This is a genomic window from Pigmentiphaga litoralis (assembly GCF_013408655.1).
In the GTDB taxonomy this organism is placed as follows: Bacteria; Pseudomonadota; Gammaproteobacteria; order Burkholderiales; family Burkholderiaceae_B; genus Pigmentiphaga; species Pigmentiphaga litoralis_A.
The window spans coordinates 953,329-977,444 of sequence record NZ_JACCBP010000002.1 but is presented as its reverse complement, the minus strand read 5'-3'; the positions used below and the strand labels follow the sequence as shown (position 1 = coordinate 977,444).

The 24,116-nt window shown below is 66.9% G+C and carries 10 protein-coding genes and 1 tRNA gene; 6 read left to right on the top strand and 5 right to left on the bottom strand.

The window, feature by feature from the left end; all coding sequences use genetic code 11:
* The first annotated feature begins 16 nt into the window (after positions 1-16).
* Positions 17-1,588, top strand: a complete 1,572-nt coding sequence (locus HD883_RS24310) for an EAL domain-containing protein (protein WP_179589630.1) — start codon at positions 17-19, stop codon at positions 1,586-1,588.
* 73 nt (positions 1,589-1,661) lie between these two features.
* Here the strand turns inward: HD883_RS24310 and HD883_RS24305 are convergent, their stop codons facing one another.
* Positions 1,662-12,194, bottom strand: a complete 10,533-nt coding sequence (locus tag HD883_RS24305) for an ESPR-type extended signal peptide-containing protein (protein ID WP_179589628.1) — start codon at positions 12,192-12,194, stop codon at positions 1,662-1,664.
* A gap of 177 nt (positions 12,195-12,371) precedes the next feature.
* On the opposite strand from HD883_RS24305, the gene HD883_RS24300 reads away from it, so the two are divergent.
* The 5 genes from HD883_RS24300 to HD883_RS24280 all read left to right on the top strand — a co-directional run bounded on the left by HD883_RS24300 (position 12,372) and on the right by HD883_RS24280 (position 19,961).
* On the top strand, positions 12,372-13,139 hold the full coding sequence (locus HD883_RS24300; RefSeq protein ID WP_373563459.1) for a response regulator transcription factor: 768 nt from the start codon (positions 12,372-12,374) through the stop codon (positions 13,137-13,139).
* The gene (locus HD883_RS24295; protein ID WP_179589626.1) at positions 13,136-15,067 is read left to right on the top strand and encodes a sensor histidine kinase; all 1,932 of its coding nucleotides are present in this window, start codon (positions 13,136-13,138) and stop codon (positions 15,065-15,067) included. The genes HD883_RS24300 and HD883_RS24295 overlap by 4 nt, the downstream gene beginning before the upstream one ends.
* Before the next feature lie 69 nt (positions 15,068-15,136).
* Positions 15,137-17,083, top strand: a complete 1,947-nt coding sequence (locus HD883_RS24290) for a sensor histidine kinase (RefSeq protein WP_179589624.1) — start codon at positions 15,137-15,139, stop codon at positions 17,081-17,083.
* Between the two features lie 127 nt (positions 17,084-17,210).
* A complete protein-coding gene (locus HD883_RS24285; protein ID WP_179589622.1) occupies positions 17,211-19,181 on the top strand; it encodes a helicase-related protein in 1,971 nt (656 codons plus the stop codon).
* A 39-nt stretch (positions 19,182-19,220) separates the two neighbouring features.
* Complete coding sequence (locus HD883_RS24280; protein WP_179589620.1) at positions 19,221-19,961, top strand: hypothetical protein; 741 nt, start codon at positions 19,221-19,223, stop codon at positions 19,959-19,961.
* 81 nt (positions 19,962-20,042) lie between these two features.
* Here HD883_RS24280 and HD883_RS24275 read toward each other — a convergent pair.
* The 4 genes from HD883_RS24275 to HD883_RS24260 form a co-directional block, all read right to left on the bottom strand.
* Positions 20,043-20,132: transfer RNA gene (locus HD883_RS24275), tRNA-Ser, on the bottom strand.
* A 111-nt stretch (positions 20,133-20,243) separates the two neighbouring features.
* Positions 20,244-20,417: a DUF1328 domain-containing protein gene (locus HD883_RS24270; RefSeq protein ID WP_179589618.1), complete on the bottom strand. Its 174-nt coding sequence runs from the start codon at positions 20,415-20,417 to the stop codon at positions 20,244-20,246.
* Positions 20,418-20,500: 83 nt separating this feature from the next.
* Positions 20,501-21,835: a serine--tRNA ligase gene (gene serS / locus HD883_RS24265; RefSeq protein WP_179589616.1), complete on the bottom strand. Its 1,335-nt coding sequence runs from the start codon at positions 21,833-21,835 to the stop codon at positions 20,501-20,503.
* A gap of 347 nt (positions 21,836-22,182) precedes the next feature.
* A complete protein-coding gene (locus HD883_RS24260) occupies positions 22,183-23,979 on the bottom strand; it encodes an amidohydrolase (RefSeq protein ID WP_179589614.1) in 1,797 nt (598 codons plus the stop codon).
* Between the last annotated feature and the right edge of the window lie 137 nt (positions 23,980-24,116).

Sequence of the window (24,116 nt, the reverse complement as noted above, 5' to 3'; positions counted from 1 at the left end):
CACGACAGGAATCCTCGTGAATCGGTCACGCATCATCGTGACGGCGCTGCTGCTGGCCGCCCTTGGGGCGCTGCTGCCGCTTGCCGTTGCTGCTTACGCGTCGTGGGCGCGTGCGGTATCGCAGGAACAGAGCCTGCTCGATGGCTATGCGGCCCGGGCGCTGCGGAATGTGACCAACACGCTGGACCAGGGCCGGCGGGCGGTGACCGAAATGGAAAGCTGGCGCGGCACGCCCTGCTCCGCCGAGCACGTCGAACAGATGCGGCGTATCGCCATCAATTCCCGCTACACCGAACAGGTGGGCTATCTGGACAACGGGCAACCGCGATGCTCGTCCTGGGGCGTGTTCGCCAACGCCCCCGGCACGCCACGCGTTCAAGCTCCCGACGCCGAGCTTCCCGACGGCTTTCGCATCACGTTGCGGACCTATCCTGGAATCACGGGCGGCGACCCCGTCACGGTTCTGCAACGAAACAATATCTATGTCCTGATCAACACCAGCCGCCTTTCCGATGTCATCGTCGACGACCGTGTACAACTGGGCGTCGCCTACGGCGGCAAGGTCGTCAGTACACTGCGCGCCGCTGACACCGACTTCATTGCGGCCGTTGCGGCATCGACCACGCCCATCAACGACAGCCGCTACCTGTATGCCGTCGCCCGGCAAGACGCCTGGACCGCCGTGGTGCTGGAACCCCACGGCAACCTGCGCACCAGCCTGCTCAAGGAACTGCTGTGGCTGCTGCCTATCGGCATCATCATCAGCTGCGTGATCGTGGCGCTCGTCATCCGCCTGCTGCGCAAACGCCTGTCGCCGCTGGCCGAGCTGACCATCGCGGTCCAGCAACGCGAATTCGTGGTGTTTTATCAACCGATCATCAACCTGACGACAGGTGCCTGCATTGGAGCCGAAGCGCTCGTGCGCTGGCGCCGCCCCGACGGCACCATGGTGCCGCCGGACCTGTTCATTCCGCTGGCCGAAGAAAGCGGCCTGATCCTGCCGATCACGGATCAGGTTGTCGAAACCTGCGTGCGCGATCTGCGCGAACTGCTGGTAGTCGACCGATCGTTGCATGTCGCCATCAACTTGAGCGCGAAGGACATCACCACGGGACGCTTCTTGAGCGTGGTGCAGAAGGCGCTGGAAGGCACCGGTATCCACAATGAGCAGATCTGGCTGGAGGCGACTGAACGCGGCTTTATCGATATCGAGGCTGCCAGCACGAACCTGGCCAAGGCCCGCGCGCTGGGGTTCGGCATCGCCATTGACGATTTCGGAACGGGCTATTCCAGCCTGCAGTATCTGGAGCGGCTACCCACGGATGCACTCAAGATCGACAAGTGTTTTATTGCAGCGATCGGCCGGACCGTCGCGACGAGTTCGGTCATCTCGCACATTATCGACATGGCCAAGACGGTGGGCCTGAAGGTGGTGGCGGAAGGGGTGGAGACCGAAGCGCAGGCGGAGTACCTGAAGGCGCACGGCGTCGAGTTCGCGCAGGGGTGGCTGTATGCGAAGGCGATGCCGGTGGAGGATTTTCTGGCGTTCGTGCGGGTGGAGGCCTGGCGGGAGGTGAAGGGGGCGTAAGTTGCGTCTTCACACCGCAGGCGTCGGCAAGTCGAACGGCGCGGGGCATGCCCGCGCCGTCGTCGGTTCCAGATCAGAACTGATGCCGCAACGACGCTCCCCCCGCCACCGTCCGGGTTGCCTTGCCGAACTCGCCATACACATTCATGCCCAGCGACCATTTTTTGGCGAACGTGAAGTCCGCGCCCGCCGACACCCGGGCATGGTTCACGGCCGAAATCACTGCCGAGTGCGTGAAGTCGCCCGCCGCGAATCCGCTGAACGACGACCGCAGGTCCGGATTGCTTGACCGGTTGTGCACCCATGCCGCGGTCGTGCGCAAGGCCAGCGCCGTGTTGCCGTTGAACGCAAAGGTCTTGTCGACCGACATGCCCAACTCGGTCCGCACGTAATTGACCGACCGGCGTTCGTAGTCCAGCGCCAGGCCCGCCGCGTTGGCGCTGGTGGCGGTTTCGCTGTAGCCCGGCGTGATGACGCGCTGCAGTTGCAGGGCGGCGTACGGCGTGGCTGCGAACGTGGCGCTGCCCAGGCGGTAGCCCGTTTCCAGGCGGGTGGACAGGCTGTGTGCGTCGAACGACGCGCCATAGGACGACTGGGTGGCCGCCAGGGAGCGATCGGTTTTCATGCGGTACAGCGAGTACGACGCGGCGGCCGAAGCGTAGGCTGCGCCTGATCGGGTGATGCCGTAGCCGCCCAGTTGCAGCGCGTTGCTGCGCGCGCTGAATTGGTCGGACACGTTGGTGCGGCCTATGCTGCTGCCCAGCGCCAGCCCGACCGTGGTGTCGGCCGTGACCTTGCGGTCGTGGCCCAACGCGAGCCCCAGGCTGTTGGCGGACAGGTCGCCCGTGCTGCGCGAGGCGTCCAGTCCCATGCGGGTGTTGTCGCCGTAGACCTGCGCCCAGGTGGTGTTGCGTTCGTCCAGCCAGGTGCCATCGGCCCCCGCTTGCGCCTGCGGCCGGGCCGATGCGATCCGGCTGCCGGGTGCATCGCCGGCCTGCTGGAGCAGGACGCGGTTGAATGCCGTGGCCATGCGCTCGGCCGATACCGATACGGTCGATGCCGCGGCGCCGCTGACGTTCCAGTAGGCCTGGCTGAGCTGCGCGACGGTGGGCACGTCGACCAGCCGTGCGACCAGGGTGCGGAAGGTGGTGGCGCCCTGCGTTTGCGCTTGTGCGATCACGGCGCCAATCCGGTGGCCGTCGGCGTTCAGGCCTGCCGGATTGAAGTCTGCGGTGGACGACAGGGCGAGTTCACCGCCGGTCTGCAGGACAGCGAACTTCATGATGGCGGTGTCACCCCCCATCGCCAGACCTGACGTATCCACGCCGCCGGAGGCCTTCAGGAAGGTACCCAGGGCCATTTTGCCCGGGGCAATCAGGCCGGCGTTGGCCAATGACGGCCGCAGGCTGCCCAGCAGCGTGGCGGATCCGCTGACCTCGAAGCTGTCGACGCGGGCATTGGCATGGTCCACCTGCAAGGCCATCGTGCCGCTGGCCGACTGCGCAAGCGAACCGGTAATGCGGGTGACCGACCCGGCGGCGTTGCCGCTGGTCAGCACACCGTCATTGCGCAGCGTGCCGATGCCCAGATCCAGCGATGCCCCGGCGATCAACGTGCCGGTGCCTGTGTTGTGCACCAGGTTGCTGCCGTCGCTGGACAGCTTGATATTGCCTATCATCGTGCCGCTGTTGGTGATGGAGGTGTCGCCCGACAAGGTCCGCACGGCCATGCCGGCGGCGCCGTCGACCGTGCCGATGGTGCCGTTGTTGTGCACTTCGTTGAGAGGGCTTTCGAAGTCCAGCGCAGCGCCACCCACGCCGCCTATGGCCGAGACGCCAGCGGCGATCTCAACGATGGGATCGGTCGAGGATCCCGCCTTGATCGCACTGGCGCCCGCACCCGACACCAGGATGTTGGCGTTCTGGCTAATGTGCACGACACCGCTGGTGCCCTTGTTGCCGTTGTAGAACGTGGTGGTCGTGCCGTTGGTGATCGATCCCCCGCCACCACGTACCGACTGAGCCACCACGCCGTGGGCTCCGGCGCCGGTGGTGGTGATGGGCGCGTTGATCTTGATGGTTACGTCGCCAGAGTTGCCGTAGCCGTAGGTGAGCGCCGATGCAGTCACGGCATTGCCCGTGGACAGCACCGCCCCGCCACCGCCGCCCACGCTTTGCGCAAGAATGCCGAAGGCATTGATGCCCGACGTGGTGATGCTGGCGTTGCTGCTGACATATACCGTACTGGCGTTCGACCCTTGAGACGAGCCGCCCAGTGTCCCGGTCGATGTCGCGTAGGCCAGCCCGCCGCCCCCGCCGATGCTTTGCGCCACGATGCCGACAGACCCGTTGCCCTTGGTAGTGATGGTGGCGGCATTCGAGACAACGATCGCCGAGGCGCTGCCGCCGCTGGTCTCTCCCAATTTGACGTTGCTGACCCGTGTCAGGCTTGCGCCGCCGCCGCCCGCGATGCTTTGGGCCACGATGGCAGGCGACAGGTCTGCGTCGGTGGACACGCTGCCTGCCGACGTGGTGACCGTGACGGCGCCGCCTTTGCCGGAGCTGCCGAAGGCACTGCCCAGCCGCATGTCGCCGGTGAAGCCCCCCGCGCTGGCCGTGGACGCAGAAGACAATCCGCCCCCGCCCCCGATACTTTGCGCCAGCAATCCGATCGACTGCGCACCCCAGGTCTGGACCGCCTGCGCGCTGTTCAGGATGACGGTGCCGCCGTCGCCACCGGATCCGCCGGTTGCGCCCAGGGTGCCATTGAGGGCGCCGGCGCTGGCCGTTTTGGATCCCGTGCTGGCAAGTCCCGCCACGCCGCCTCCGCCGCCAATCGATTGCGCGACCACGCCCTGGGCGTTGATGCCGAAGGTCGACAACGAGGCGTCCGCCTTGTCCAGGCTGCCTTTGTTCAGGTTCACGGTGACGGCGTTGGCCGTGCCACCCGAGCCGCCGGAGCCGCCCACGTTCAGGCCTGCGCTGAGCGACTGGCGTGCGTCGCTTGTGGACACGGTGCTGCCGCTGGCGCCGCCGCCGCCGGCAATCGACTGCGCCAGGATGCCGGTCGACAGGTCGCCGTGGGTTTGCACGACAACAGCCGAACTGACCGTGACCGCGCTGGAATAGCCGCCATTGCCCGCGGTGCCGCCCAGACTGGCTGCCAGCGCGGTGCCGCCGTTGCCGCCGTTGGAATCGGCCGCCGTGTTCGCACTGCCGCCGATGCCGCCGCCCCCGCCGATCGATTGCGCGACGATGCCCTGCGAGTGAGTGCCCCGGGTCAGGATGCCCGCCCCGGTCAGGTCAACCGTGACTTTCAATGCCGGACCGCCGGTCGCGCCCGCGCCACCCAGGGCCAGGCTGAGGGCATTGTTGCCACCCGACTTTGCCGTGCTGCTGGCTGAGGTGGCCCGTCCGCCACCGCCCCCGATCGACTGGGCAAGAATGCCCGCGGCGTCGCTGCCGTCGGTCACGACGGATGCCGTGTACAGCAGGGTGCCTTTGGCGTCATTCACGGCGGCCCCGGTCTTGGCCGTCCCGGTCACGGTCACGTCGTTGCCGTAGCCGCCACCATGCCCCGCGCCGCCCAACGACAACGCCAATGCGGGTGTGCTGCCGCTGTCATTGCCCAGTTCCGTGGTCGACGTGGCCGACGCGCCCGAGCCCCCGCCACCGCCGATCGATTGCGCCAGGATGCCGGTCGCGCTGTTGCCATGCGTGACGACGGCATTGCTGAATTTGACCGTGACCAGTCCGCCGTTGCCACCCGACGCGCCGTTGCCACCGACGCCCAGGGAGACGGCCACGTCGTCATTGGATGCGCTGCTGGCGCTGGACCCCCCTGCGCCCCCGCCGCCGCCAATCGACTGCGCCAGGATGCCGTCGGCGCCAAAGCCTTTGGTGTCGATGGTGCCCGCGTGCGTGACCTTGACCGTGCCGCCGTCCAGCCAGCCCCCGCCTCCGGCGCCGCCCACGGCCATCGATACCGACGCCTTGCCGCCGTCTGCCGACGTACTGCTGGCCGATCCCGCCAGGCCGCCACCGCCTGCGACCGACTGGGCCAGGATGCCGTACGCCAATGCGCCCGTGGTGCTCAGGGCTGCCTTCGTATCGGTGTCCACGGTGACAGCACCGCCCGCCCCGCCACTGCCGCCTGTGCCGCCCAGGGCCAGGCTGACCGCATAGGCGCCGCTGTTGGCATTGGTGCTGCTCGACCCGCCGATGCCGCCCCCGCCCCCGATCGATTGCGCGATCAGGGCCGTGGCCTGGTCGCCGTGGGTCGTGATGCTCCCGACCTGGGAAACAGCCACCGTGCCGCCGGCGCCGCCGCCGCCGCCACTGCCGCCCAGTCCGGCCGACACCGCCACACCTTTGGCCGCGGTGGCCGAATTGGACCCGCCGGAGCCGCTGGACGCGGAATTGCTGCCCCCGTCATCACTCTTGCCCGCGGTGGCCGCCGTGGTGACCGACCCGCCCGCGCCGCCGCCGCCGCCCACGGATTGCGCCAGCACGCCGTACGACTGCGCACCAAACGTTTCGATGGTGCTGACGTTGCCGCTGGCGCAATGGCTGCCGGAGACCGTGGCGCAGACCTGCACCGCCCCGCCCGCGCCACCGCCCGTGCCGGCGCCGCCCAGCCCCAGCGCCGCCGACACGGACCCGCCATCACCCGTGGTGGACGAAGCCGACCCGCCGTTGCCGCCGCCCCCGCCCACCGACTGCGCAAAGATGCCGGCTGAACCGTGACCATAGGTCGTCAGGCTGCCTGCCGACGTGCTGACCTGCACGACCCCGGCCGCGCCCGCGCCGCCGCCCAGTCCACCCAATGACAGGGCAATGCTGGCTTTGCCCGCATCGGCATTCGCGCTGCTGGCGCCGCCATTGCCGCCGCCGCCGCCCACCGACTGGGCAAAGATCGCTGCCGACTGCGCCCCCGTGTCGGGCGCAGTCAGGGTGCCGGTGCGAATGCTGCCGCTGTTGCTGACCGTGACGTCGCCGCTATGGTTGCCGCCACCCCCCGCACCGCCCAGGCTCAGGCCCGCCGCGTAGCCGCCATCGGATCCCGCACCCGAGGCCTTGCCGCCATCCGACGCCGTGCCGGCGGCGGCCGAGTTGCTGGAATTGGACGGGCCCGACGTGCTGGATACCGCGCCCGTGGACGCATGCGTGCCGCCCGACGACTCGGCTTCTTCGGCCGACGCCGCCTTGGCCGCACTGGACGCCGCGCCGCCATTGCCCCCGCCCCCACCGACCGATTGCGCGAACACGCCTGCCGAGTGGCTGCCCGCGGTCGTGATGAGGTTGGTATTGATCACGTTGACCGCGCCGCCCGAACCGCCCCCGCCCCCGGTGCCGCCCAGGCCGACCGACACGGCCGCCTTGCCGCCGGCTTCCGACGTGCTGTGGGCCGACCCGCCATTGCCGCCCCCGCCGCCGATCGATTGCGCAATGACCCCCATGGACTGCGAGCCCAGCGTGCCGATATCGCCATCGTTGCGCACGGTCACTTGCGCCGCACCGCCGCCGGTCGCGCCCGAGCCACCCAGGCTGAGCGAGGCTGACGCATTGGCGCCGCTGGCGTTCGAACTGGTCGACCCGCCGTTGCCGCCGCCACCGCCGACCGACTGCGCAAACACGCCGTTCGACAGGTCACCGCTGGTGCGTACCGTGCCGCTGGTCGACACCGCAACCGCGTTGCCGGTGCCACCCATTCCGCCCGCGCCGCCGATACTCAGGGATGCCCCCGCACCGTTGTCACTCTTCTTTTCGGATGATCCTGCGCTATCGCTCTGCGTGAATTTCTTGGCCACTGTCAGTGTGGCGTTGCCGACTGTCTTGCCGACATAGCCGCTGAAGGCGGCCGCCCCCGCTTCCAGGACGGCGCCCGGTGCGCCTGCCGACGAGGTCGAGGCCGATCCGCCGCTGCCGCCACCCCCGCCAATGGCTTGGGCCACGATGGCAGTGGATTGCGCGCCATGGGTCGTCAACGTGTCATGCGTCGCCACGACCACCACCCCGGCGTTGCCACCGCCCGCGCCAAAACCGCCGATGGCCACCGCGCCGGCGTACTTGTTGCTGGTGGAACTGGCGCTGGAAGCCCCCCCGTTGCCGCCCCCGCCGCCGATCGATTGCGCCACGATGGCAGCGGACTGATCGCCCCAGGTGGTGACGCTACCGGGGCCGGGCATGGCCGTCGCCGCGCCCGTGGACGGCGCCTTGTCCGTACGCCCTTCCTTGTAGCCGCTGGTGATGAAATGACTGGCCGCGGCCGTCAGGTCCGTCCCGTAGGCGGTCCGCAGGTCGGAGTAATTGGCCAGGTATTGTGCGGCGTTGAAGCCATCGGGCGTGCGCCCTTCGTTGATGCCGGTGCTGACGTAATGGCTGAGGCCGGCTGCCGCATCGGCGCCGTAGGCCCGGATCAGGTCCGAATAGCTGGCGATGTATTCCAGGCCGTCAAAGCCGACCGCGACCGATCCGCCATTGCTGCCCGCACCGCCACCCCCGCCCACTGCCACCGACATCGACGCCGTGCCGGACACGGCATGGGCCATGGCCGATCCGCCATTGCCGCCGCTGCCGCCGATACTCTGCGCCAGGATGCCGATGGACTGATCGCTGTTGGAGGCCCCGGCCGCCGCAGCGGCCAGCGTGGTCTGCGTGCCGGTCGTGATGTTGCCGGTGGACAGCACCTGCACGGCCGACGCGTTGCCGCCTGCCGCGCCCTTGCCGCCCAGCGCCACGGACGCCGACGTGCTGCTGCCGGGTGCGGCCGAGGCGCTGAAGGCGGCGCTGTTGCCGCCGTTGCCGCCTCCGCCGCCCACAGATTGCGCAATGATGCCGAGCGACCGCGCGCCATCGGTCTGTACCGAGCCGCGATTGATGACGGTGACGGCCTGGCCTGCCTGACCCGTGCCCGCCGTGCCCCCCATGGTCGACGACGCACCCACCGACACCTTCGATTCCGGATTGCCGAGCGCAAGGCTGGCCGACATGGCCGATCCGCCATTGCCGCCGTTCCCGCCAATGGACTGCGCGACGATGCCGGTGGACTGATCCGCCCCGGTCCGGATGCCGCCCGTGGACGACACCTGTACCGTGCCGGCGGCGCTGCCCGTGCCCCCGGGGCCGCCCAAGGACAGGCCCAGGGCGACGATCGAACTGGCCGACAAGGACGCGCTGAAGCCGCCCGACCCGCCACTGCCCCCGATCGATTGCGCCAGGATGGCGGGCGACAAGGTGCCCCCGGTATCCAGGTTCTGGGCCGAGTCCACGACGACCGCGCCGCCGCGTCCCCCTGCGCCGCCCGCACCGCCCAGGCTGACCGCAGGCGCTGCCGCCAGGCCCGTGGCGGCCGCCACCGTCCACCCGCCCGTGCCCCCGCTGCCGCCAATGGACTGTGCAATCAGCGCCGATGACTGCGTGCCTGTCGTGGCAATGGTCTTGCTGCCTGTCGTGCTGACATTCACGACGTTGGCCGTACCGCCCTTGCCACCACCCCCACCCACCGATGCCGACATGCCGGCCACGCCGCCCAGGGCCGCCGACACCGCAAATCCGCCCGTGCCCCCGTTGCCGCCGATGCTTTGTGCGACCACCCCCGGGGACATGTCCCCGCTGACCTTCATTTCGCCCGAATTGACCGCGGTGACCGTGGACGCCGTGCCGCCGTTGCCGCCACCGCCGCCAATCGCGACCGACACGGCGCCACCGATAGAGGCCACGCCCGCCGCCGCAAAGCCACCCGACCCGCCGCCGCCGCCGATCGATTGCGCCAGGATGCCGGGCGCGTTGCCGGTTGGCGCATCGACAGAGATCGTCGCGTGGTTGTTGACAGAGACCGTTCCGCCGGCCGCGCCCGCGCCGCCGGCACCGCCCACGCCAATGCTGATCCCCAGAAAATCGCTGATCGATGCGGCATAGGCATAGCCGCCAGATCCGCCGCCACCCCCGATGGATTGCACCTGCAACGCCGCCGCGCCGCCGCCTTGCGTCGTCAGCGCGCCATAGTTGTTCACGGTCACGGTGCCGGCGTTGTTGCCCGAACCACCCGACCCGCCGATGGCCGCCGCGGCCGCGCCCATATAGCCCGCCGTCTTGGCGACCGAATAGCCCCCATGACCGCCGCCCCCGCCGATGGACTGGGCAAGAATGGCACTGGCGCCATAGCCGGTCGTGGTGATCGCGGCCGCGCCAAAAGTCGGGTCGTACAGGTTGCTGAAGTTGACGATCTGCACACTGCCGCCGGCGCCGCCGGTCGCGCCCGATCCGCCCACCGACACCGACGCGGAATAGCCGGTGGTCGCGGATACGGACACCGCCGCGCCGCCGTTGCCGCCGCCGCCGCCAATGGACTGCGCGGCGATGCCTTGCGAGCCGTCGCCGGCAGTGGTGATGCTGCCGCCCGGGTTGTAAATGGACACGGCGCCGCCGTGGGTGCCCGACCCGCCCGATCCGCCTACCGATACCGAGGCGGATGAGCCCACCGCCGCCAGGCTCAGGTCCATGCTGCTGCCGCCGCTGCCGCCCCCACCGCCGATCGACTGCACCAGCAAGCCCTGCGAATAGTTGCCCGTGGTGTGGATCGTGCCGCCATTGGTTCCGGCAAACACGGCGCCACCTGCGCCGCCCGCGCCCCCCTTGCCACCAAAGCCCATGGCCAGCGAGCCCAGCAGGCTGCCCGACAAGGCCGTGGCATACCCCCCGGCGCCGCCGCCACCGCCAATCGACTGGGCGACGATGCCGGGCGATGCCAGGCCGGCAGTCAGGATGTCCGAGTTGGGCGACCGTGCGGCCAGCGCAGGCTCGCCACTGCACGCGCTGAAGCCTGATGAATAGCCGCTGTAGGAATTGCAGTTGACGCCAACCGCGCCGCCCGATCCCCCGCCCCCGCCCGAGGCGCCAAAGGCCATTGCCCCCGACGCGCCCAGGATGGCGGTGGAAAACGCGACGGCGCCGCCGCCTGCGCCACCGCCGCCGCCGATCGATTGGGCCATGATGCCGGCCGACGCGATTTCAGCTGTCTTGATGTCGGCGGTATTGCTGACGATCACCCGGCCGCCCGTTCCGCCGGCCCCGCCTTCGCCGCCCAGCGCCAACGCCGACGTATTGCCGAAGATCGAATTGGTGTGCCCCCGGGCCTTGGCATACCCGCCGATGCCGCCTCCCCCGCCGATCGACTGGGCCAGGATGCCCACCGCGCCGCCCGCCGTCTCGTCACTGGCCGCCTCCGACGTGCACGCCAGGCCGGTGCAGACATCGCCGGTATTAATGACCGAGACGTGGCCGCCATTGCCGCCGTCGCCGCCGCTACCGCCGATGGCCGTGGTGTGTTTGCCCGACGATACCGCCATGCCGCCGCTGCCGCCCCCGCCGCCAATGGACTGGGTGAAGACGCCGATGCTCGACTCGCCATACACCTTGATCGACCCGCTGTTGGTAGCCGACGCGTTGTCGCCATGCCCCGCGGTGCCGCCCGCCGCGCCCAGCGCATTCAGGCCCGCGGCGGCGCCTGCATTGCCGCCGCCCCCACCCACGGACTGCACAGCCAGACCGATGCCCCCCGCCGGGGTGGCGGCGCCGGCCGACCCCACCTGCAGGGCGCCGCTGTTGTTGGCCCAGGTCCATCCCCCGTTGCCGCCGTAGCCGCCGCCCCCGCCATAGCCCTTGGTGTTGGTGCCCGCATCTCCACCGAATCCGCCAATCCCCTGGACCGCGATCGCGATGCCGCCCGCGGTCGTGATGTTGCCCGTGTTCGTGACCTTCGCTGCGCCACCCGTGCCGCCTGGCAATCCGCTGCCGCCCTTGGCCTTGCCGTTTGGCGCCGTGCCTCCTTCGCCGCCCTGGCCGCCCGCGCTCTGGGCGACGATCCCGAAGGCCGACGCTCCGCCCGTCACGTTGAACGACACATGATTGGTCACGGTCACCTCGCCCGCGTTGCCGGCAGCGCCGCCATCCCCGGCGCTGTAGTTGTCCCGGGCCCGCGTGTTGTCACCGCCCGCGCCGCCGTTGCCGCCATGGCTCAGGGCCACAATGCCGGTATTGGTGACCGTATAGCCCGCTGCCGGGGCAGTGGTGCCCGGGTTGACGACCAGGGTCACGTTGCCACCGGCTCCGCCAGCCATGCCGTAGAAGTCGCCTTTGCCGCATTCGCCTTGCGGATCGCCGCTGCCTCCGGCCCCGCCCGTGCCGCCGGTGCTGCCCGCCACGACGATCGTGCCGTTGAACGGATGGGTCGTCGGCGAATAGGTCACCGTCTGGTTGACCGTGCTGCCATTGGCGCCCGCGCTGCCCGGAATCGGGCCGTGATGGCACTTGCCGCCATGGCCGTCCGCATTCTGGCCCGCCGTCCCGGCCGCGCCGAACAGATAGGTGCTGCGGGTCGGCACGTAGTAATTCTGGCCGGTCGTGACGGATGTCGCACTGGCATCGAACGACGCCGTGCCCAAGGCCAGGCCCACCGCCCCCAGGGGCAGCAGTGCCGCCGCCAGCAGGCGTGCCCGTTTGCGCGCCGCGCCGCCACTGCTTTTGCCCGAGGCGCGCGCCAGTTCCGAGACGGCCTGCCACACGCCAAGGCTCACATTCCAGACAACACGGTAGGCATGGTTCATAAACGTCTCGGCAACTGAAGATAGGGAGGCTTGCACCCTACGCAACCGCTTCCGGCGTGTATGTCCCCAGAACAGGTGACATGGCAGTATTCGCAACAGCCCGGATAATCTTGCTCATCCTTATGTAGTTCCCTCGGGCATAATCGCGACGGCGGGTCATCGCCACTGGAACCCACCATGACGTCCCCCGACTCCCTGCCCTTCATCCACGTTGCCTTGGTAGAAGACGACATTTTCTTTTCGGATGCGCTGGTATCCGCATTGAACACGTCGCATGAAATCCGCTTGACCGGCTTGGCCCGGACGCGCGACGAAGGCTTACGCCTGCTCGACGGTCCGGCGGCCGATGTGCTGTTGGTCGACCTGGGGTTGCCCGACGGATCCGGCATCGACGTGATCCACGCCGCGGCGGGCAAGTGGCCAGACTGCGGCATCATGGTCAGCACCGTTTTCGGCGACGAAGCCCACGTGCTGCGATCCATCGAAGCCGGTGCGTCAGGCTACCTGCTCAAGGGCAACTCGCCGCAGAACATGGCCGATGCCATCCGCAGCCTGCAAAGCGGCGGCAGCCCGGTCAGCCCGCTGATCGCCCGGCAGATCCTGAGGCGGTTCCGGGGGCAGGATGCCGTGGCGCCGGTCCGAACCCCGGCCGTCCCGCTGCCGGCATCGGTGTTGCCGTATCCGCCCCCCGCCGCGGTCCCGGCCATGCCCTACCCCACGCTGTCCACACGTGAACACGAAGTGCTGGAGCTGATCACCAAGGGCTTCACCTACGGCGAGATCGCCGGGCTGATGCAGATTTCCAACCACACCGTCACCACCTTCGTGCGCCGTGTGTACGCCAAACTCAAGGTCAAATCCAAGGCCGAAGCGATCTACGAAGGGTACGCACAGGGCCTGCTCGGCGGCGCGGCGGGCAAGGCAAGCCGGCAAACGGCCGAATGACGCGCCTTGCCCTGCTGGCCGCGTGTTGCATCGTCGTGGCGCTGGGCCTGGGCAGCTTCGTGTCAGCGCAGGATCCGGCCGCCCCGCCGGGCAGCCTGCACCTGACCCAGGCCCAGAGACTGGATCAGCCCAGCACGGGATTTTCCCCGGCGCCCTACACCATCGACCCCGATCCGCGTTCGCCGGATGCGCCCGGCGGATCCTGGACCGACGTCAGCCTGCCCCACGCATCGCCCTATCTGCGCCTGAAACGCGCCATGCGGCCCAGCGAAAGCCTCACGCCCACCACACTCACCTGGTATCGCCTGCAGACGGGTCAGTTGGCCCAGATCAGCGGGCCGCGCTACCTGTACATTCCCCGATGGAAAGCCGCCGGACGCATCGCCGTGTATGCGGACGCGCGCCTGCTGTACCAATCCAACTCCAACCTGTACTCGACCCCGTCGAATGAACCCCTCTGGATCCCGCTGGACAACTACGGCGACGCGTCCCCGCCCACGACCGTCACCATCCGCATCCAGCACCTGCGCGGCCTGGACAGCGCCCTGTCCACGGTCTGGGTCGGCACCGCCGACGCGCTGAGCTGGCGCTACCAATGGCGCAGCTGGCTGCAGAACCGCCTGCCCCTGACCAGCAGCGCCGCCTTCCTGGCGATTGGCGTCTTCGTGCTGTTCGTGTGGCGGCGGCACCGGTCCGAAACGCTTTACCTGCTGTTCACTCTGACGTCGATCGCCGTCTACATCCGCTCGCTGCGTTACTACGTCGGCCCCGACTGGGTACCGCTGGACGACGCCTGGTTCAACTGGGCCGACGTCAATGCACGCTTCGTCATCATCTATCTGGCGCACCGGATCCTGGAACAACTGCACGGGCGAACCCGCCCCTGGTTGCAGCGCACCCTGATCGCATTCACCGCCGCCAGCAGCCTGCTGACCCTGCCCTTCTTTCTGTCGATGCCGCACGCAGGCATCGTCGCGCCCCTGATCTACCCGCCGCTGCTGGTCCTGGCGCTGCTCGTCTTCGGCATCGGCATGGGGGACGCCAGAAAGCGTCACTCGAAACGCGCCATGCTGGTGGCCGGCTGGGGCCTGCTTGGCGTCGTCTTTGGCGTGCATGACTGGATGATGCAGAACAACCTGGTCAACATCGAACACCTGCTGCTCGGGTCCTTCGTCAACGTCGGCGCGTGCCTGATCCTGATGTACCTGGTGTTCGAACGCTACATGGTCGCCATCGACGATGTCGCCCAGGCCAACGCGCGGCTCGAAAGCCGGCTGCACATCCGCGAAGCGGAGCTGACCGCCAGCCATCAACGCCTGCGCGACATCGAACAACGCGAAATGCTGAACGAAGAACGGCGCCGCATGACGCAAGACATGCACGACGGCCTGGGCGCCTCGTTGATCAGCGCATTGGGATCGGTGGAACGCGGGCAGCTGGATTCGTCCGACGTTGCCGAGATCCTGAAAGACTGCGTCGAAGACCTGAAGCTGTCGATCGATTCGCTGGAACCTGTCGAAGCCGACCTGCTGCTGTTGCTCGGCACCCTGCGCTTTCGCATCGGGCCTCGGCTCGACAACATGGGCATTGCGCTGCGCTGGGAAGTGAAGGACGTGCGCCCGCTGGATTGGCTGGAGCCCAGGATGTCGCTGCACATTCTGCGGATCCTGCAAGAGGCGTTCACCAATATCATCAAGCATGCCCACGCCACCGAGATTCGGGTGGTGACGGCCGAAACTGCGGATGGCGTCACGCTATCGATCATCGACAACGGGGTGGGCTTCGCGCTGGAGCCGGCACGCCTGGCGGGCGGCCGGGGATTGCAGAATCAGCTGCGGCGGGCCGAGGCGATCGGCGGGCGTGTCGAGTGGACGCCGGCGGATCGCGGAACGTGTTTTGTGTTGTGGTTGCCGACGGCGCGGGGATAATTTACTCATCCATCGCTAGTCCGGTCGGGCATAATCGCGGCAGCGGGTCCTCACACCGCAGGAACCCCAATGATGAACCGCCTCGCCGTGCTCGCAGCCCTGTTGATCGTCGCGGCGCTGGGTCTGGATAGATATGCGTCGGCGCCTGACCCGTTTTTGGAGCCAGGCAGTCTGAATGTGCGGCAAGCGCAGAAGCTGGACCAGCCCAGCATCGGGTTTTCGCCGGCACCTTACACGATTGACCCCCGTGCCGATCCGGGCGTCGCGATCGCACCCACTACGATTGAGCCGGACGTTCGTCTATCCGATTCGCTTCCAGCAGATGCCCCTCCTGGCGGTTGGACCGACGTCAACCTTCCCCATGCCTCCCCGTACTCGCGCTTGAAGCCGGCTCCGAGGCCCAATGAAAACCTCGCCTCCACCACCATCACCTGGTACCGCCTGCAGACCGCCCCGTTCACCCCGATCAAAGGCCCGCGCTACCTTTACATTCCCCGCTGGAAAGCCGCCGGTCGCATCGCCATCTACGCCGATTCGCGCCTGCTGTACCAATCCGACTTCAATCTGTCGACCCCACTGAATGCCCCCATCTGGATCCCGCTGGACAACTTCGGCGACGCATCACCCCCCGACACCGTCACCCTCCGCATCCAGCACCTGCGCAACCTCGACAGCGCCCTGTCCACTGTGTGGGTGGGTACTGCGGACGCCCTAAGGTGGCGCTATCAATGGCGCAACTGGCTGCAGAACCGCCTGCCGCTTGCCAGCAGCGTAGCCTTCTTGGCGATGGGTATCTTCGTGCTGTTCGTGTGGCGACGGAACCGGTCCGAAAAGCTGTATTTGCTGTTCGCCCTGATGTCGGTCGCCGTCTATGTCCGCTCGCTGCGCTACTACGTCGGCTCCGACTGGATTCCCCTGGACGACGCCTGGTTCACCTGGGCCGACGTCACCGCCCGCTTTGTCGTCGTTTTTCTGGCCCACCTGATCCTGGTGGAGTTGCATGGCCGACCCCGCCCCTTGTTGCAACGCACGTTGATCGTGACGACCGTTGCGAGCAGCTTGCTGACCCTGCCGTTCGTTCTAGCGATGCCTTACGTGGGCATTGTCGGACCCTTGATCTACCTGCCGTTGCTGCTGCTGGGGCTGCTTGTCTTCGGCACCGGCATATGGGACGCCAGATCGGGGCATTCCAACCCCGGCATGCTCGTCGCCGCCTGGGGCCTGCTGGGCGTCACGTTAGGCGTGCACGACTGGCTCATGCATAACAACCTTGTCGACATCGATCACTTGCTGCTTGGCGCCTTCGTCAACGTCGGAGCCTGTTTGATCCTGATGTATCTGGTGCTCCAACGCTATATGGCCGCAATCGACAACGTCGTCGAAGTCGATACCAGCGATGGCCAGCCGCGCCTGCGCGTCATCGAACAACGCGGATCGCCGAGCGATGGACGCCGCAGGAAGCGGGAGATGCGCCCTGGCCTGGACGCAGCCCGGACCAGCGCGGTGGGGCCGGTGGAATGCGGGCAACTGGATTCGGCGGATGTTGCCGACATCCTGAAGGAATGCGTCGAAGACCTGAAGCTATCGATCGATTCATCGGAGTCGGTAGACGCCGATCTGCTGCTGTTGCTCGACACACTGCGCTTTCGTCTCGGCCCCCGATTGGACAAGCTAGGCATTGCCTTGCGGTGGGAAGTGAAGGACGTGGGTTCACGGGATCGCCTGGCGCCGCGCGTGTCGCTGCATATTCTGCGGATCCTGCTAGAGGCGTTCACCAACATCATCAAGCATGCTCACGCCACCGAGATTTGTGTGGCGACAGCCGAGACCGCAGATGGCATCAGGCTGACCATCATCGACAACGGGGTGGGGTTCGCGCTGGCGCCAGCACGGCAGTCTGGCGGGAGCGGGCTGCAGAATCAGCTGCGGCGGGCTAAGGCGATCGGGGCGCGTGTCAGGTGGACGTCAGCGGGTCGGGGCACGTGTTTCTTATTGTGGTTGCCGACAGTGCGATAGTGGCCTGCAGGGTGACAACACGCCAAAATGGCGTTTCTTGTTATTAATGTCATCAGCGGCACCGTATGGCCCTGCTACAGGTCGACACTGACGAACGAACATTCGTTAGCCGCTCGCAAAGGTTTGAATGCTTCCATCCCAGGCTCCAGAAGCCACCAAGTTAATCGTCGGTACCCGTTCAGCCTGGCTGGCGGCCCGACTCACCGTCGACTTCAATGATCAGCAGTGGGTCGTGTACGGCTACACCGACGCGTCCAAGCTGGGCGACAGCCGGAAGTTCGCGGCCATGACGCTCAAGGATCGCAAGCAGCATCAACGTGACGCAGCCAAAAAGCTGCTGCCGGGGCTGCAAGGCGCCCTGGACATCGCCGCCGGGCGCCTGCAGGCATTCCTGGGGGCTGCCGACGCCGAAGGCCTGCTGGACCTGGCCGACGATCTGGAAGAGCACCTTGCCGACGGCGTCAACCTGGTAGACCTTCCCAGGATTCTTGAGCACGCCCTGTCGTCTCTGCGCGTCGAAAAAACGCGCGAGGCCATGGGCAACGCCATCCGCCAGGCCGTCCGGCTCGAAGACTATCCCGAATCCTTCCGCGCGCACGGGCGCAAACGCCGGCTGATTGCCGTGCTCGGCCCGACCAATTCCGGCAAAACCTACGACGCATTCAAACGCCTGGCGAAAGCCGACAGCGGCGTCTACCTCGGCCCGCTGCGGCTGCTGGCGCTGGAAGCGTTCAACCGCCTCAACGATGAATTCAAGGTGCCGACGTCCCTGCTGACCGGTGAAGACCGGCGCGATGTCGCGCGCTCCCGGGTGACGGCATCCACCATCGAAATGTTGAACCCCGATCGACAGGTCGACGTCGCCGTCATCGACGAAATCCAGATGCTGCTCGACCCCGACCGAGGATGGGCCTGGACCCAGGCCGTCATTGGCGCGAATGCCGGCGAAGTCTGGCTGCTCGGCGCGCTGTCCGCAGAGGCGGCCGTCAGGGCACTGGCATCCCGGCTCGGCCTGGAACTCGAAGTCCACTACAAAGAACGCAAACACCCGCTGACCGTCGCGCAGAACGCGCTGGCCGGCGACCCCATTGCGGGCCTGCGGCAAGCCCGTAAAGGCGACGCATGGGTCGTGTTTTCCAGGCGCAATGCCCTGACGCTGCGCGACGACTTCCTGGCGCGCGGCATGTCCGTCGCCTGCGTCTACGGGATGCTGAGCCCCGAAGTGCGTGAGCGCGAAGCCCAGCGCTTCGCCGACGGCGACGCCGACATCCTGGTCGCCACCGACGCCATCGGCATGGGCCTGAACCTGCCCATCCAGCGCGTCGTCTTCACGTCCGTCACCAAGTTCAACGGCGAAGACGTCCAGCGGCTCGACGTCGCCATGCTCCAGCAGATCGGCGGACGGGCCGGCCGCTACGGTCACCAGCCTCTGTCCAAGGGCAAGCAAACCAAGGACGGCATCGTCGTCGGCCTGACCCCCAACGAACATCGTGTCGTCGTCGAACTGATGCAGGCCCAGCAACCGCCCCTGCCCGCCCGCGGCTTCCTGATCGCGCCCAGCCAGGCCTATCTGGAACGGCTGTCCAAACTGGCCAATACGGAACGCCTCGAAGCCCTGCTCGCCGCCTACGAGCAGCACGCCGACCAGGGCGACGGCTTCTTCCGCGCCCACGTCCCGCAAGAAATGCTGGACCGCGCGTCCCTGCTCGATGCCATGCAAAATTTAACGCTGCAGACCAAGCACCTGCTGGCGATGGTGCCCTTGAGCTCGCAGCATGAGGTCCTGGGCGCGACGTGGACGGACTGGGTCCGCAAGGTCAATCGCGACGTGCCGGTCGGGCTGGAGTTTTTAAGGGGCTATCCGGAAAATGCCGCGCTGGACAAGGCGGAGATGGCCGTGCAGCAGTTGTGGGCGTACCTGTGGCTGTCGTATCGGCTGCCGGACAGCTTTCCGATGGCGGAGGACGCGCGGGAATTGCTGGAGCCGTGGGTGGAGGCGGTCGACTTGCACTTGCGCGGGCATGCGCGGCAGGGGGCGGCTCGGACGGCGGGTAAGGCGGCGTGGTATCGGCCTGCGCCGGTTCGGCGGCGGTTTTAACGCGTCGCCGCCTCTGGCGTCGGCAATGCAGGAACGGCAATGAAGGAACGGGCCATTCTTTTCAGCGGACCCATGGTTCGCGCGCTGCTGGCCGGCGCCAAGACACAGACGCGCCGCGTGGTAAAGCCGCAGCCGACGGGGTTCGTGAGTGAATGTGGTGTGCGGCTGCCGGACGGAACGCCTGATACCCGCATGTCGATCAACGATAGCGACCACCCGGCAGGACGAGTCATCACCTGCCCGTATGGCGTACCGGGAGATAGACTAAGGGTGCGCGAAACCTTTTTCGCCTACGGCCGCTGGGAAACACGCTACAGCAAGACACTGCAGCGCGACGAATGGCGCTTCGTCGACATGACGATCGAGACCGGCCGGTCCTACCACTACGCGGCGAGCGGTAATGACTTTCCGCTGTCGACGAGGCGCGATGCCGCGCCGGGCTGGCATAAGCGATCGGCGCTGTTCATGCCGCGCATGGCAAGCCGGATCACGTTGGAAATCGTCGCGACTCGCATCGAGCGGTTGAATGACTGTAGCGAGCAGGATGCCGTGGCCGAGGGGATCGGTGCAGATGCTGAGGTGTCAGGGGCCGGCCGCGAGGCGTTGGGAATAGGCGCCACTAGTGACAAGGAGGCTTCAGCAAGGGGCGCGGCAATCAATGCTGGCGGGCCGTCAGTCATCTTGGCTTACCGTAACGTTTGGGAGTCGATCAACGGCGCTGGCAGTTGGTCGTTGAATCCGTGGGTATGGGTCGTGGCGTTTCGCCAACTGGACCGGTGAGCCTTAAAGCCAGCCCCCGCCAGAAAACAAAAAAGCCCGCGTAGGCGGGCTTCATTGAACGCCAGAAACTGGCGATGGTACTGGCGGAGAGGGTGGGATTCGAACCCACGGTACGTTTGCACGTACGCCTGATTTCGAGTCAGGTACATTCGACCACTCTGCCACCTCTCCGTGCATCTTTCGACGCTCGCAACGGCCCGAGTGGTTGGGCAATCGCGACAGTCAAAAAGTATATCAGGAATTTCGTGGCAAGTGTTGGATGTGCCCCTCCGCGGGTGCCGACTACGTTATTTTTTTGAAGATCGTGACGCCCAGGACCAGGAAGATCACGAACAGGATCAGCGCGGCGAAGAACAGGAACTTGGCGATGGCGGCGGAACCCGCTGCGATGCCCGTGAAACCGAAAATACCGGCGATGATCGAAATGACTAAGAAGATGATGGCCCACTTCAACATGGCGTGCTCCTTCGGGTGATGAACGGGGTGTGTATGTGCCAGCAAAGCTTACACGCCCCCCAAAACCGTGTGTAACTTCTACGTTACGGGCGCGCAGCCACCTGAAGGCGTTCCAGGCCCCCCATGTATGGGCGCAAGGCCTCTGGAATCACGATCGAGCCGTCGGCCTGCTGATAATTCTCCAGCACAGCTACCAAAGCGCGCCCTACAGCAAGGCCGGAGCCGTTCAGCGTGTGCAGCAGTTCGGGCTTGCCCTTGCCGGCGCGGAAGCGCGCCTGCAGGCGGCGGGCCTGGAAGGCTTCACAATTGGAGACGGACGAAATCTCGCGATACGTATTTTGGGCAGGAAGCCACACTTCCAGGTCGTAGGTCTTGCTGGATCCGAAACCCATGTCGCCGGTGCACAGCAGCATGACGCGGTACGGCAGGCCAAGCAACTGCAGGACCTTTTCGGCGTGGCCGGCCATGGCTTCGAGCGCGTCGTACGACGTGTCGGGGTGAACGATCTGGACCATTTCGACCTTGTCGAACTGGTGCTGGCGGATCAGGCCTTTGGTGTCGCGGCCGCTGCTGCCGGCTTCGGAACGGAAGCACGGGGTGTGAGCGGTCAATTTGATCGGCAGGTCTTCGACCGGGACGATTTCGCCGCGGACGGTGTTGGTCAGGGTGATTTCCGACGTGGAGATCAGGTACAGGTCTTCGCGCGGGATGGCGTTGCCGTGTTCGTCCAGCGATTCGCCACCCTTGGTGACCCAGAACATATCGTCCTTGAACTTGGGCAATTGGCCGGTGCCGATCAGGGTGGCGGTGTTGACGATGTACGGGGTATAGCACTCGGTATAGCCGTGCTGCTCGGTCTGCAGGTCCAGCATGAACTGGGCGAGCGCGCGATGCAGCTTGGCGATGGGGCCGCGCATCAGGGTGAAGCGCGAGCCGGACAGTTTGACGGCGGTTTCGAAGTCGAGGCCCAGGGGTTCGCCCAGGGCGACGTGGTCTTTCGCTTCAAAGCCGAGCGGCGCGGGGTCGGCGCCGGTGGGGCTCCAGCGGCGCACTTCGACGTTGCCGTCTTCCGAATCGCCGGTCGGCACACTGGCGTGCGGGACGTTGGGCACGGCCAGCAACAGGTCCTGCAGGTCGCGCTGGATGATGGCGAGTTCGTCTTCCAGCGTCTTCAACCGCGCGGGCAGCGCTTGCGATTCGGCCATCAGCGCCGACGCGTCTTCGCCCTTGGATTTGGCCATACCGATCTGCTTGGCAAGCGCGTTGCGGCTGGCCTGCACGGTTTCGGTCTCGGTCTGGACTGCCTTGCGACGCGACTCCAGCGCATTGAAGCTGTCGATGTCGAGCGCGTAGCCCCGGTCATTGAGACGGGCGGCGACCGCCTGGATGTCTTTGCGCAGCAGGGCGATATCAAGCATGGGAAATGGGAGGTCTATATAGGAAGGTTGGATGCGGCAGGAAGGGGATGTTGAGTCCCCTGCCGTCAATCTTGCGATTTTACCGTTCAATCCGGCCGGATGCCCCTGACTAGGACGAATCGACCCATCCTAGCCGGCCAAGACGGCAGACTCGCCTTGGCAAAGTGACCTGGAGGACCGGGCGCAAATAATCGAACGGACCCAGGCGAGCTGCCCTGCCGGGCTCGGCCGACCTAACTCCGCCCCCCCTTGCCCGTCGGCGCCGCTCGTCGTTCCGGCTGGCCGGGCCCGGCCCTTCTGCGCCGCCCGTGGTCCCGACCGCCCGCCCCCTTTCCCTTCCTGCGTTGCTAGTGCGCGTGGTCAGCCGCGGCCATCGCCTTCAAGATAACTTCCTTGTTTCCCGATGCCGCCCTGCTACCCTCGCCGGACGACGACCACGCCGACGCCTTCGACGACGCGCCGCGCAACGGCGTCGCCCCGTACACCACCTTGCCGCCCACCAGCGTCATCACCGACCGGATCGCGTGGATCTGGTTGGCCGGCACCCGCAGGTACGACGCATCCAGCACCGCCACATCCGCCAGCATGCCGGGCTTGATCGCACCGCGGCGTTGTTCGTCGAACGAGATCCACGCAGCGTTGGCCGTGTACAGCTTCAAGGCCTCTTCGCGCGACAACTGCAGATCGGCCCGGCGTTGCACCATGCCGCCCACCGACCGGCCCGTCACGTGGTACTCGATGGCCCGCCAGACGTTGATCATGCCAATGCGCGTCGAGTCGGTGCCGCCCGCGACCATCATCCCCTTGTCCAGCGCCAGCCGGGTGGGGGGCGATGCCTCGGCAACCGCCTGGCCATTGGTGTCCTTGATGACCTGGGCTTCGAAGTACGGACCCATCTGCACTGAATACGAAATGCCCAGGCGGCGCATGCGGTCCAGCGTGGCGGCGGTGCCGGTGTTGATGTGGGTGATGGTCCAGCGCAAGTCGTTCAGCGGCGTCTTTTGCGCGACCTTTTCGAACTCGTTCAGGATCAGGTTGGCGGAGTCGTCGGTGTAGGCGTGGATTTCCAGCGGATAGCGGTTTTCGGCCGCCCAGGTAGCGACCTTGAATAGTTCGTCGCGCGCAACCTGCGGGGGTGAAAAGCCCGGCGCCTGGCGCACGCCGTCATTCATCCCGCCGACCACGGATTCGCCCAGGCCGACGAATCGCAGCATGTCGTCGCCCGATCGGGGCGGAATGTAGGCGAGCGTGGTCTTGAACCATTCCAGTTCGTTGTCGCGCTGGAAGGACGATGCGCGCCAGCCGACCCGCACGGTCAATGCCTTGTCTTGCCACAAGGCGTACAAGGGGTTGAAGGCGTTGCGGTCCCCGGCGGCCGGATCGATCAGGCCCGTGACGCCCAGGTGATTCATTTCCGAGAAGAACGCGCGCAGGCTATCCCGATAGTCGGTGGCCGACCGGGCGCCGATGCGCGCGAACAGCGCCGAAAACGGGCCGATGCCGCCCAGCAGCTTGCCGGTTGCCTTGCCCTGCGCGTCGCGTTCCACCGTCACGCCCGCCGGGACCTGGCCGTTGTTGTCCAGCTGGAGGACTTCGATGCCCTTGGCGTTGAGCAGCGCGTAGTCATACAGGTATTGCACGTAGGCCGGATTGTCGGGCAGTTGCGCGGTCAGGTCCGCCACGGTGGGCGCGCGGTGTTCGTCGAACTGGTCAGGGTGCCAGGCGCCGGTCACGGCCACCCACTTGCCCGCGCCGCGCGTGTTGGCTTCCTGCTTCAGCGATGCCAGTGCATCTGCCAGGGTGGTCTTGTCGTACCAGTAGCTTTCGAAGGTGAAGCTTTGCCCGCCGCGGATGGCGTGGATGTGGCTGTCGATCAGCCCCGGCACCACGGTGCGGCCGCCGACGTCGATGACTTCGGTGCGCGGACCTTTCAGTTTCAGGATGTCGGCACGGCTGCCCACAGCGGCAATGTCGGTGCCGCGAATGGCCAAGGCGGCGGCCGTGGGCCGGGCCGGGTCCATGGTCAGGACTTCGGCGTTGACAAGGATGCGGTCGGCCGGATCCGCGGCAAACGCCGGCACACCGAACAGGCAGGACAGAACAAGGGCGCCAGCGCGCGCGCGGAAAATAAAGGGGTGGTCCATGGTGTCTCGATCTCATGGCAGCGGGCGGCAGGTCGGATCGAAGGTGTCCGATTCCAGGCCGCCCGCTGGGGGACTAGGGGATGCCTATCTTGTCAGCACGCCCCGAACGCCAGAAGATGCCAATATTTGCTCAGCGA